The organism is Veillonella denticariosi JCM 15641 (assembly GCF_002959855.1).
GTDB classification, from domain to species: domain Bacteria; phylum Bacillota; class Negativicutes; order Veillonellales; family Veillonellaceae; genus Veillonella; species Veillonella denticariosi.
Genome location: NZ_PPDB01000007.1, coordinates 75,631 through 88,153 on the forward strand (window position 1 = coordinate 75,631; position 12,523 = coordinate 88,153).

Consider the following 12,523-nt stretch of genomic DNA (forward strand, 5'->3'; position numbering starts at 1 on the left):
TGGCTATGAATGAAAATAAGGGAGAGATTTCGTTGTTTGCATACTTTCATAGAAAGGGGTATATGGGTGGAACAAATTATTGATTTACAAGAGGTAGCTAAGCTACTTGTGCGGAAACGCCGCAAGATTTTAAATATAACCGCTGTTTGTATTTTGCTGGGAGGCACTTATGTGCTGCTCGCGCCTGCTACATATCAATCGACATCCATGTTGCGTATTAAACAGGCACAGGATTTAGGTAATTCGGTATTGTCGAGTCCAAACGGATTTACAGACACGATGGCGCGTCAGTTGATGAATACGGATGCGGAAATTTTAAAGAGCCGTAATGTGGTGGAACCGCTCATGGCCTCTATTGAAGAACAAGATGGGGAGGACAGTGTTCCGACCTATGAAGAATTCGTAAAAAATCGAATCGAAACAAAACCGTTTAAAGAAACAGAATTGTTACAGGTAAATGTTACCGGTCGTACTCCGGAACAGGCACAAAATGCGAATCAATTTTTAATCGATACCTTTTTAAAACGTTTAGCCGAGTTATCTCATGTTGAACAACGGGCGACTCGTGAGTTTTTACAAAAACGGGTGGTGTCCGCAAAGGCTGAACTGGATGAGGCCGAGAAGAGACTACAACAGTTTCAGGTAGATAACAACGTATATTCTACCAGTGATCAGATGAGGGGCTTAACGGATACCATTACGCTCATCGATAAGGAAAAAGCGCAGAATAAACTGGACTTGGAAACGGCACAAGCCGCATTGGGCAGTATTAATGAGCAATTGGGGTCCGCCGGTCGAAGCATTGCGGATAGCTCTACCGTACAGGCCTATAAGACGCAATTGGCGGAACTTGAATCTCGTAAGGCTTCTTATGTGGGCAAATACACGGATGAACATCCGGTTATGAAAGAGTTAAATCAGCAAATTGCTGAAGCTAAGAACGGTCTTAATACAGAAATCAATGCTATCGCTACGCAACAAGCTCCTTCCAGTAACTCCGCGCAGCAAGGTCTGCTTGCGGATAAGTTTAAAAATGAGGCGGCTCTTGCGGTTGCACAAGGTAAAGAAGCCGCGTTGGCAAATCTAGATAAGACGAACGAAGAGGCTATGAAAAGCCTACCGGAAAAAGAACGGGGCTATATTAAAGCAAAACGTGATGTAGATGTAGCTCAAGATATTTATTCCATGCTTTCAAAACGGTTAGAAGAAGCGAAAGTGGCGGAAGTAATGGTTCCGAATGAAGTACAGATAGTCGATGCGCCTACATTACCGGAAAAAACAGTTGCTCCGCGCAGTATTCTTATTTTGGTGGGATCCGCTATTATCGGCTTAATTTTGGGGTGCCTCTATGTGTTGGGTCAATCCTTGTGGAATCGAAAGATTCAATCCGTTCAAGAAGTGGACTCTATCTTGGGCGTTCAAAATTTAGGTGTGATTCCTAATCATCAACGTAAGGACTATAAAGACTATGAAGAATCCGGTAGTCGTATGGCTGTATGGTGGAGAAAACTGAGAGGATAGTATGATCAGATTAATTTCAAAAGAACACGGTGATACACCGTTTGTTGAAGCATATCGTACATTGCGCAGTAATCTACAGTACGTATGCAATCGTAAGCATGGAAAGCTTATTTGTATTACGGCGGCTACCAGTGGTGAAGGCACATCTGAGGTGGCGGCTAATGTAGCATTATCATTGTCGAAAAATAACGATAAAGTACTGTTAGTGGACGGTAATTTGCGTAATCCTATTCAGCACGTCGCTTTTGATGTGCAGAATCGAGGACTTACAAATGCGGTTCTCATGGATGAAGATTTGACGATCCATCGCAATGTGGAGCCTCATTTGGATATACTTGCTGCGGGGGACCCTGTTGAGCGACCGTCTGATGTAGTAGACTCCAGTAAGTTACCTACAATTTTGAATTATGTGCGCGATGAATACGATGTTATTATTGTCGATACGCCGCCTGTATTAGCGGTAACCGATGCAGTGGTACTGGCAGAAAAATCCGATGGCGTTATCATTGTTGCCCGCAACGGCGGGGTAAGTCCCGATGATTTGAAAGAAGCTAAAAAGCGACTTACTCAAGTAGGCGTTCCATTATTGGGCTCCATTGTAATAGACGCATAAGTTTTTTGCATAAGATAGAAAGCATTGAGGTGATTACTATGAAAATTAATTTTTCTCCTCCTGATATTACAGAGCTAGAGATAAATGAGGTCGTTGCCGCATTACAAAGTGGCTGGATTACAACCGGTCCTCGTACAAAAGAACTGGAAAAGCGTATCGCCCATCAGTTGGGCACGCCTAAAGCGGTGTGCTTGAATTCCGCTACGGCGGCTTTAGAGCTCATATTACACGTGCTGGGAATCGGGCCCGGTGATGAAGTGATTACTACGGCATATTCTTACACAGCCAGTGCCAGCCCTGTCATTCATGTGGGTGCAACCTTAGTGCTTGTCGATACACAGCCGAACTCTTATGAAATGGACTATGATGCTGTAAAGGCGGCCATTACATCTAAGACGAAGGCGATTATACCTGTTGATATAGCGGGCGTTCCATGTGATTATGAACGCATATTCCGTATTGTGGAAGATAAAAAAACTTTATTTAAACCGGCCAATGACCTGCAAAAGGCTTTGGGCCGTATTCCGGTGGTAGCGGATTGCGCACATTCATTCGGAGCATCTTATAAGGGGACTCCTACAGGGAATGTGGCGGATTTCAGCAGTTTCTCCTTTCATGCGGTAAAAAATTTCACCACAGCAGAAGGTGGCTGTGCTACGTGGCGTCATATCGACGGTGTCGATGATGAACAGATGTACAAGGAATTTCAGCTCTTATCACTTCATGGTCAAGATAAAGATGCTTTGGCGAAAACAAAGGTAGGCGCTTGGGAATATGATATCAAGGGTACATATTACAAATGTAATATGACGGATATTATGGCCGCTATCGGACTTGCTCAATTTGAGCGATACCCGCAACTGTTAGCGAGACGTAAGGAAATCATTAAAACCTATGATAAAGCCTTTAAAGATTTGCCTGTAACCGTATTGAATCACTATACAAAAGATCATGAAAGTAGCGGTCATCTCTACTTGGTGCGCCTTGACGGTCGCGATAGTGAATATCGCAATACATTCATAGAGGCTATGGCGAATGCAGGGATTGCAACGAATGTGCATTACAAGCCGATTCCGATGCATACGGCATATAAAAAATTAGGATTTACCATTGATGATTATCCAAATGCGTATCATCAGTTCGCCAATGAAATTACATTGCCGCTTCATACGCGACTTACCGATGAGGAAGTGCAGTATATAATTGATAATTTCAAAAGGATTCTTGACGAATGTTAGTACGACACTTTTACGATTTGCCTGCTGAACTTCAGTGCGAGGCGGTGCGTCCCTACTTTGACATACTGAATAAGAAGCGTGGCAGTTTGTTCTGTAAAAGCATTTTTGACCGCATCGTTTCAGCTGTTATGCTCGTCTGTCTCAGTCCTGTATTTTTAGTTCTGAGTATCATGATTAAGTGTGACAGCGAAGGTGAAATATTCTTTCGACAGACACGCGTGACTCAATATGGACGCACCTTTGAAATCTACAAGTTCCGTACGATGGTGAAAGATGCGGAGTCTTTAGGGGCTCAAGTGACATCTAAAAGCGATATGCGCGTTACCAAGGTGGGTCATATGCTTCGCAAATGTCGGCTTGATGAATTGCCGCAGCTGATTAATATTTTCTTAGGGGATATGAGCTTTGTCGGCACGCGTCCGGAAGTACCTCGCTATGTGGATGCTTATACGGATGAAATGAAAGCTACATTATTATTACCGGCAGGTGTAACCAGTGTGGCCAGCATCGCCTATAAGGATGAAGATCAGCTTTTACAAGATGCGCATAATGTGGATCGGGTTTATATTGAACAGGTGTTGCCGGAGAAGATGGCGTGGAATCTGAAAAGTATTAAAGAGTTCTCCTTTTGGAGTGACATAAAAACGATGATAGATACGGTTGTTGCCGTATTGCGATGAAAGAGGTCCCTATGAGTACATCTATGACAAAGGAAATACAAGAGAAAGAACTTGCAATGTTGCTGTACTTTAAAGAGTTTTGTGATGCACATAATTTGCGATTCTATCTCTGTGGCGGTGGTCTCATCGGGGCTGTCAGACATGAGGGATTTATCCCCTGGGATGATGATTTAGATATTTTTATGCCTCGGCCGGATTATGAAAAATTAGCGATATTATGGCCAAAATATGCTGATACGGAGCGTTTCACTTATTGTAGAACAGACCGCAATCATATTTATCACGATGCAGGCGCCTCCATACGGGATAATCACACGACATTTATCAATCGTCATAGCATGAACGAGGATATATGTCATGGACTGGCCTTAGAAATTATGCCTATAGATGGATGTGCACCTGGTAAAATCAGCCGGATGTTGCAGTTGATGTGGGCCATGATGTTCGCTCTGTTCAATGCGCAACGGTTACCAGATAATAAAGGTCCTGTATATCGCGCTTTGGCAGGGGGAATTTATAAGATTATCTCCGGACCTTCTGTGCGGTATCACATCTGGCGCTATGCAGAGAAGAAGATGAGTCAATATGATTTTAATACCAGTGCTGAATGTACCGAATTGATCGGTAGTTTGAAAGGGATGAAATTACGTCATCCTCAAGAAGATTTCAGCTCTGTTGTATATAAAAACTTTGAAGGGCATCAAATCCCGGTTATGAAAGGCTATGAACGATATTTGCGCCTTATCTGGGGGGATTATATGCAATTACCTCCGGAGGAACAACGCGTGGCAAAACATGATGCGGTCTTTGCAGATTTGCATACGGGTTATAAAGCCTATAAAGGTATTCATTATGCGAAGGATTCTTCACAGATATAAGGAGGGCCTATGAAACGAATTGCAGTAATTTTTGCGGGCGGCGTAGGTGCTCGAATGAAAAACAGTAAGACACCGAAGCAGTTCCTACAATGGAACGGTAAGCCTATATTGATACAGACTCTGGAAGTCTTTGAACGTACCGAGGCTATAGACGGTATCGTACTGGCCTGTAAAGAAGAATGGATCGATCATACGAAACAGTTAATTGAAGATGCAAACATTTCAAAGGTGGTTTCCGTCGTAGCAGGCGGCGCTACCGCATTGGAATCGCAATTTAACGGATTACTCGAAACAAAACGTTTATATTCCGACGAAGATACGGTGACGGTACTCATCCATGACGGCGTGCGTCCGCTTGTTGATAGTATGACTATTGAGCGGAACATTGTATCCGTTGAGAAAAACGGGTCTGCAATTACGGTAACTCCGGCTATTGAGACTGTAATGGTTACCCAAGGAAAGGCTATTCGACGCATTTTAAACCGTGATGAATGCTTGATGGCCAAAGCACCACAAAGTTTTCGCCTAGATGATATATTGCATGTTCACGAACAGGCGAAGCGTGACGGCATACATGATTTTATAGATTCCGCCTCGATGATGATGCATTACGGGTATGAACTGTATCCGGTGATGGGAACGTCGGAAAATATAAAGATTACAACCCCTTCGGATTACTATATGTTCACGGGGATTATAAAAAATCGCGAATTGGGAGGCCTTCAAGATGAATAATTCCGTTATACAACGCGAGTTAACCTCCTTAGTTAGAGAGACACCACTCTTTGTTCCGCTTCGCAATCAACACATTCTTGTTACGGGGGCGACGGGCCTTATAGGCTCCATGTTTATCAAATTGTTGCTGATTGCCGATGAGGTGCACAAGCTTGATTTGCATATCATAGGTCATGTGCGCAGCAAGGACAAGGCAAAGTCCATATTTGGAGATTTCCTCAATCGTGAAGGTATCGAGTTGATTGATACCTCTCTCGATGCGGTGGATGTATCCTGCGATTATATTCTGCATGGTGCGGCGCCGACACAATCCAAATTCTTTGTGGAACATCCCGTAGAAACGATACATACATCCGTTTCGGGTACTGAGGCGATGTTGGAATTAGGACATCGCAATAGGGTCAAGAAATTAATCTATTTGTCGAGCATGGAACAATATGGTGTGCCGAATGAGTCAGGTCAAGTTATGACCGAGGATCAGTCAGGCTATTTGGATCATCTTAATGTGCGCAGTTCTTATTCTGAAAGTAAAAGACTTTGTGAGTGTTACTGCAAATCATATGCCGTAGAGTATGATGTGCCTGCCGTGATAGCGCGATTGGCGCAGACCTTCGGTCCCGGAGTGCCTGTTTCAGACAATCGTGTCTTCATGCAGTTCACAAAGAGCGCTATCGCCAATGAGGATATTGTGCTTCATACGAAAGGCGACTCTATGTCAAATTATTGTTATATAACGGATGCATTGTCGGCGATTCTTGTGCTTATGCATAAGGGACAGGCCGGTGAGGCATATAATGTATGTAATGATGAAGAAACTAGATCTATCGCCAGCATTGCCAATTTGGTAGCTCACCATGTGAGCCATGATCGAAGTAAGGTTATATTTGATATTCCGGACGATGTTAGCGGGCTCGGTTATGCACCGACGGTTCATATGTTTTTAAGCTCAAAGAAATTGAAGGCTTTGGGATGGGAACCGAAAATATCGATGGAAGAAGCTTATATAAAATTAGTCGAATATATCAGAGAGGAATGTTCATGAAGAAAGAAATTATTATCGTTACCATCTCTCTGGGAAATGACGGGGCGGAACGAATTTTGACGGAGCTTTCTCGCCAATGGGTACAAGAGGGTCATCATATTACGGTCATTCAGACGAGTCCCAATCGATACGGTAACGAATATGCATTGGCGGAGGGCATCGAATCGATTCAGATTCACACGACCAGTTCGAATAAGGTGATTCGCTTTATACAGGAGATAAAAGAGCTGATTAAGATCCTCAAAACGAGATCCGATGCGACATGCTTATCCTTTTTATCCGCATCCAGCTTTATTTTGGCTATCAGTTCATGGTTTGTAAAGAATCGCATCGTTTTCTCCGAACGAAATAATCCTCGAAAGGTTCCTGTCGGTTGGCATCAGCAGGCATTGCGCAACTTTGCATTTCTTTTTGCGGATGCTGTGGTTTTTCAGACGGAGGATGCAAAATCTTATTTTCCGCGATCCGTTCAAAAAAGGGGCGTTATCATTCCGAATCCTATCAACGGAAAGTTACCGCCTCCTATAGAGGGAGAACGGGAGAAAGTTATCGTTACCGCATGTCGTTTACATCCGCAGAAGAACCTACCTATGATGATCAATGCTTTCAGCATGTTAGCCGACGAATTTCCGGATTACAAACTGGTTATTTACGGACAAGGCGTGCTGGAGGATGAATTACGGGCTCAGATTAAATCGCTTAATCTGGAAGATCGTATTCTGTTACCGGGGTTTGCCGATAACATTTTAGAGAAGGTGGCACCATGTGCTATGTATGTGTCGTCTTCCGATTTTGAAGGTATATCAAACTCTATGCTAGAGGCGCTCGGCATGGGTTTACCTTCCGTAGTGACGGATTGCCCGGTAGGCGGTGCGCGGATGGTTATCCGTAACGGTGAAAACGGTCTGTTAGTACCTGTAAGGGATACTGAGGCCATGTATAAAGCGATGCGCAGTGTGTTATGTGATCCTGCGCTAGCAGCGCGATTATCTCGGGAGGCTATCAAGGTTCGCGATGAGTTTCCGTTATGGAAAATTGCAAAACGCTGGTTGGAAGTTTTATGAGTTGTAAGGAGGAGAACCATTGAAGTTAAATATAACGGCTCTTGCTGATCGCATGATATGGTTCATTACTCTACTGTTTTTGGTGTTGTCATTGACCATTTCCTTTGCCCTCGGCGATGCGGATTATGGTGCTTATGTATTGTTTGTATGTTTGTTTGGCCTCATATTGTTTTATCTGATTCGTGAGCGGGGGATTATCAAGTTTAGATTCACCTGGATGCACGCTTATATGCTGCTTTTTATCGGAGCCTGTTATCTCAGCGCTATTAATGCGATGGACCCGGCAGTGGCCATGAGTCGTAGCTTTGATATCGTAAAAATATTCTGTATGCTCATCGTTTTATATATGTGCTATCAGGATAAGCCGACGGTGGACTCCCTTTTAAAAATCGGCATGTGGACAGGCTATATCGTCTGCTTTTACACGGTATATTTTTATGGATTGGATTACTTCATTACGGTTTTGTCGTCATCGGCACGTATTGCTAATGATGCATTAAATGCTAATACGGTAGGCCTTTTGGGGGCTAATGCCATTGTTATGACCATTTATTATATGATGTATGACAAGCCACGCTGGTGGAATGTAATCGCTTTGCCGACTCTGGGTATTTTGGCCGCTACGGGCAGTCGCAAGGCTCTTGTTTTTGTCGTGGTCGGTATTGTTCTGCTCTTTGTTTGTAAAAGTTTCCGCAGTTCGAATGCGCTACATTCTATTCTGAAACTGGTCGGTTCTTTGGCAGGATTAATTGCTATCGGCATAATGGTTCTACAATTACCGATGTTTGAAGAAGTGTTGACGAGAATGGAAGATATGGTGGCGGCATTCTCCGGAACAGGTGGGGATTCATCCACCATGATACGCATGTCTCTTGTGGATATCGGATGGGATTTATTTTATCAATCTCCTATAACCGGTGTAGGTGTCAATAATCCATCTGTATTTACATACTTTATCTTTGGCAGAGATAATTATTATTTGCACAATAACTATATTGAGCTTTTGGCAGGGACCGGCGTTATAGGTCTTGTCACGTATTACTCCATGTATGTGTATCTAGTTTATAACATGATTCGATATCATGACTTTCACAGCAATGAATATGTGATGGTTTTAATCCTCTTATTATCGCAGCTCGTGATGGATATGGGGATGGTATCTTATGAAAGTAAGAGTACCTATTTTTACATGATGTTATTTTTCTTGGAAGTACAGATTTTAAGGAAAGGACGGAAAAATGCAGCTAAGTAAATTGTTGAAACAGGGATTGTCCTTTCTGGGGGATGTATATTATCGCACACGGGTATTAACAAAATTAGGTTATTACGATAAATTGTCTGACAGTGATTTTCTGAAAACTGTGTTTCCTAAGTATATGGACTATCCATTAGATCTTGAAAATCCGAAGAGTTTTAGCGAAAAGTTACAATGGCTTAAAATTCATAATCGTAAACCTATTCATACAAAGATGGTGGATAAATACGAAGCGAAATCTTTTATCACAGAAGCCGTAGGTGCGGAGTATGTAATACCGGCTATAGGTGTCTGGGATTCGGTGGATGATATTGATTTTGATTCCTTACCGCCACAATTTGTTCTCAAATGTACTCATGATAGCGGGGGTCTTGTCATTTGTAAGGACCGTAAGACTTTTGATATAGAAGCGGCAAAAAAAACGCTGCAGAAATCATTGAGTCGTGATTACTACCGTATCGCCAGAGAATGGGCCTATCACGATGTGCCTCGGCGCATCATCGCCGAGCCGTATATGGAGGAACTCGGCGAGAAGAACTTACTGGATTATAAAATGTTCGTATTTAACGGTCAGCCGAAGTTGACGATTGTCTGTTCAGATCGCTTTTCCAAAAACGGTACGAAGATGAATTTTTATGACCTGGATTGGAAACCTATGAAAGTCGGATTCCGCCTTCATGAGTTGGCGGTACCTGAATTTCCGCGGCCTCAGACGTTTGACGATATGTTGCGTGTGGCCCGCATATTAAGTAAGGACTGTCCGTTCATACGCATTGATTTTTATGAAATAAATGGTCATTTATATGTTGGGGAGTTAACGCTGTTCCCCGGTGCAGGATTTGAACCTTTTAGATCCATAGATATGGATTATGAGGTAGGAGGGTGGCTAGATCTTGAAACTGTACATCGGAGCTGATTTTGTATCTACGGATGTGAATAGAAGCTATTTTGAGTCTGGTGATATAGAATCATTAGTAGGCAAAGAAGTGTATGAGATATTGCATGCATCTGATTTGAATATATTTAATCTGGAGGTTCCCTTAGCGGATGTGTCAACACCGATTGAGAAATTCGGTAATAATTTAGAGTCTCCATCGAAAACGATTCATGGATACGCACGATTACAGCCTTTATTTCTGACCTTGGCAAATAATCATAGTTTGGATCAGGGTGTACAGGGGTTAAAGGCAACGACAAAGCTATTGGAAGAACATAATATTCTTTATGGCGGTGTAGGCAATGATCAAGAGGAGGCGAAAAAGCCTTTCATCTTTGAGAAAGATGGCATTCGTGTAGGCCTTTATATGTGCTCGGAACGGGAGTTCACCATTGCATCCGCTCATAAGGCGGGGGCTAATCCGTTTGATGTGCTGGAAAGCTTTGACGATGTAGCCGAGCTGAAGGCACAATGTGATTATGTCATCGTCCTCTATCATGGCGGCAAGGAGTTTTATAGATATCCGTCGCCTATGCTGCAGAAATATTGCCGTAAATTTGTCGATAAAGGGGCGGATCTTGTAGTGTGCCAACACAGCCACTGTATCGGCTCGCGTGAAAACTATAAGGATGGCAGTATCATTTACGGGCAAGGCAATTTTATCTTTGATTCCAATTTTTTCACGAAATATGGAGAGTTTATAAGAGAGTCATTACTTTTAGCCGTAGATGTTACAAAGGATCATTTTATAGTTAATGAAATCCCGATACGAAAGACGGACATAGGTATTCGTTTAGCGACGTCAAGTGAGGCGAACGAAATATTGGCTGACTATGAGGCGCGAAATGCGCAGATCAAGGATCCTCATTTTGTATTGCAGGCGTATAAGGCGTTCGCCGACACTCATGTAAATCGATATTTGCGGGAGTTTCTAGGGCGTTCCTTTGTTGTACGGGCGCTTAATGCATTATTTTTACGCAAGTTAGTGAATCTTATTTTAGGAAAAACCAGCTATCTGGCAATACAGAATTACTTGGAATGTGAAGCACATCATGAGCTGTTTTTACGCGGAATAAAGAATATAAATAAGAAGTAATGGATACAAAAATCGTAGTTGCCGCCAAATGGTCTATTATTACAGAGGTCTTGGCGAAGCTCATAACACCACTGACAAATATAATATTGGCTCATATGCTGGCGCCGACGGCGTTCGGTATATTGGCGACGATTATGATGGTCATATCCTTCGCGGAAATGTTGGCTGATGCGGGTTTTCAAAAGTTTTTGGTCCAGCATGAGTTTGACTCTGAAGAGGATAAACAACAGGCTACGGATGTGGCCTTTGTGGCCAATCTGGTCCTGTCTCTTATATTATGGGGATGTATCATCGTCGGTCGTGATGAACTGGCTACATTGGTCGGTAATGAAGGCCTAGGTATTCCTCTAGCAGTTATGGGATCCATGATTCCCTTGTCCGCTTTCAGTAGCGTACAGATGGCCTTGTACAGAAGGGATTTTAATTTCCGATTTCTCTTAAAGATTCGGTTTATTACAATCATAACGCCTATAGCTGTTTCTATTCCCCTGGCCCTCATGGGATTCGACTACTGGTCACTGATCGGAGGCATATTAGTCGCTCAATTATTGACGTCTATTGCGTTATTTTACAGTCGAAAAAATCAGATACATCTGTTTTTTGACAGGCGTATTTTTATGGGGATGTTCAGCTATAGTGCATGGTCTTTGGCCGAAGCTTTTTCTATATGGTTGACCGCTTGGGTCGATACGTTTATCATAGGACATTTTCTAAATGCATATTATTTAGGTATTTATAAAATGCCGATGGCTATCGTTACGACTGTGATGTCTATAGCGACATCGTCATTAGCACCCGTGCTGTTTGCGGCACTGAGTCGTGTACAACATGATGAAAAGGCTTTTTCCGAAACGTTCTTCACCTTTCAGCGATATATGGCGTTATTCTTAGTGCCTATCGGTGTAGGTCTCTTTGTTTTTCAGGATTTTGTGGTGCAGATTCTCTTGGGCCCTCAATGGGGACTGGCGGGAATCGTACTCGGTTCATGGGCGCTCAGCTCGGCTATCATGACGGTAACGGCGAATCTTATTTCCGAGATATTCCGGTCTAAAGGTGTTCCGAATTTATCTTTTTTATGTCAAATTCTCCATCTTATAGTATTGGTACCCGTTATCTATATATGTATTCAATATGATTTCACCACTTTTGTATACGCTCGATCATTGGTCCGTTTGGAAATGATGGCGGTTGCGATGTTATTGCTGGCGGTATTTGTTCATATGAGCGCATGGCGCGTCATATCAAATATTAAAATATATCTGCTCACATCGGCTGTAGTGGGAGCTTTAGCCTATGAAGCATTAACATTGAGCAATTCTTATGGATGGACAATCCTATGCATGTTGCTATGTGTCATATTGTATGTGGCAATTCTATATGCGATTCCGTCGGAACGAATAATTATTACCTCCGGATATCGTATGGTGCTCGGTAAGCTGAGGCGTTCATAATCAACAGAAAACA

Annotated in this window: 12 protein-coding genes; all 12 read left to right on the forward strand. The window is 42.8% G+C overall.

Annotated elements, in window-relative coordinates; all coding sequences use genetic code 11:
- The first annotated feature begins 66 nt into the window (after positions 1–66).
- From VEHSUH05_RS05850 to VEHSUH05_RS05905, 12 genes are read left to right on the forward strand one after another with little or no spacing between them, the layout of a single operon-like run.
- Positions 67–1,521: a GumC family protein gene (locus VEHSUH05_RS05850; RefSeq protein ID WP_105091022.1), complete on the forward strand. Its 1,455-nt coding sequence runs from the start codon at positions 67–69 to the stop codon at positions 1,519–1,521.
- A gap of 1 nt (position 1,522) precedes the next feature.
- A complete protein-coding gene (locus VEHSUH05_RS05855) occupies positions 1,523–2,134 on the forward strand; it encodes a CpsD/CapB family tyrosine-protein kinase (protein ID WP_105091023.1) in 612 nt (203 codons plus the stop codon).
- A 38-nt stretch (positions 2,135–2,172) separates the two neighbouring features.
- Entirely contained in the window at positions 2,173–3,372 is a 1,200-nt protein-coding gene (locus tag VEHSUH05_RS05860) for a DegT/DnrJ/EryC1/StrS family aminotransferase (RefSeq protein WP_105091024.1), read from the forward strand.
- Positions 3,366–4,052 carry a sugar transferase gene (locus VEHSUH05_RS05865; RefSeq protein WP_105091025.1) on the forward strand — a complete coding sequence of 229 codons (687 nt, stop codon included), beginning with the start codon at positions 3,366–3,368 and terminating at the stop codon, positions 4,050–4,052. Before VEHSUH05_RS05860 ends, VEHSUH05_RS05865 begins: the two co-directional genes overlap by 7 nt.
- Before the next feature lie 11 nt (positions 4,053–4,063).
- Positions 4,064–4,930 (forward strand): LicD family protein, encoded by an 867-nt coding sequence (locus VEHSUH05_RS05870; RefSeq protein WP_105091026.1) that lies wholly within the window; start codon positions 4,064–4,066, stop codon positions 4,928–4,930.
- Between the two features lie 9 nt (positions 4,931–4,939).
- Positions 4,940–5,665, forward strand: a complete 726-nt coding sequence (locus tag VEHSUH05_RS05875) for an IspD/TarI family cytidylyltransferase (protein ID WP_105091027.1) — start codon at positions 4,940–4,942, stop codon at positions 5,663–5,665.
- The gene (locus VEHSUH05_RS05880) at positions 5,658–6,707 is read left to right on the forward strand and encodes an NAD-dependent epimerase/dehydratase family protein (protein WP_105091028.1); all 1,050 of its coding nucleotides are present in this window, start codon (positions 5,658–5,660) and stop codon (positions 6,705–6,707) included. Before VEHSUH05_RS05875 ends, VEHSUH05_RS05880 begins: the two co-directional genes overlap by 8 nt.
- Positions 6,704–7,771 (forward strand): glycosyltransferase, encoded by a 1,068-nt coding sequence (locus VEHSUH05_RS05885; protein ID WP_105091029.1) that lies wholly within the window; start codon positions 6,704–6,706, stop codon positions 7,769–7,771. Before VEHSUH05_RS05880 ends, VEHSUH05_RS05885 begins: the two co-directional genes overlap by 4 nt.
- A 19-nt stretch (positions 7,772–7,790) precedes the next feature.
- On the forward strand, positions 7,791–9,023 hold the full coding sequence (locus tag VEHSUH05_RS05890) for an O-antigen ligase family protein (RefSeq protein ID WP_038114537.1): 1,233 nt from the start codon (positions 7,791–7,793) through the stop codon (positions 9,021–9,023).
- Positions 9,010–9,942 carry an ATP-grasp fold amidoligase family protein gene (locus VEHSUH05_RS05895; protein WP_105091030.1) on the forward strand — a complete coding sequence of 311 codons (933 nt, stop codon included), beginning with the start codon at positions 9,010–9,012 and terminating at the stop codon, positions 9,940–9,942. Before VEHSUH05_RS05890 ends, VEHSUH05_RS05895 begins: the two co-directional genes overlap by 14 nt.
- Positions 9,920–11,059, forward strand: a complete 1,140-nt coding sequence (locus VEHSUH05_RS05900) for a CapA family protein (protein ID WP_105091031.1) — start codon at positions 9,920–9,922, stop codon at positions 11,057–11,059. Before VEHSUH05_RS05895 ends, VEHSUH05_RS05900 begins: the two co-directional genes overlap by 23 nt.
- Positions 11,059–12,510 carry a lipopolysaccharide biosynthesis protein gene (locus VEHSUH05_RS05905; protein ID WP_105091032.1) on the forward strand — a complete coding sequence of 484 codons (1,452 nt, stop codon included), beginning with the start codon at positions 11,059–11,061 and terminating at the stop codon, positions 12,508–12,510. The genes VEHSUH05_RS05900 and VEHSUH05_RS05905 overlap by 1 nt, the downstream gene beginning before the upstream one ends.
- Positions 12,511–12,523 lie beyond the last annotated feature (13 nt).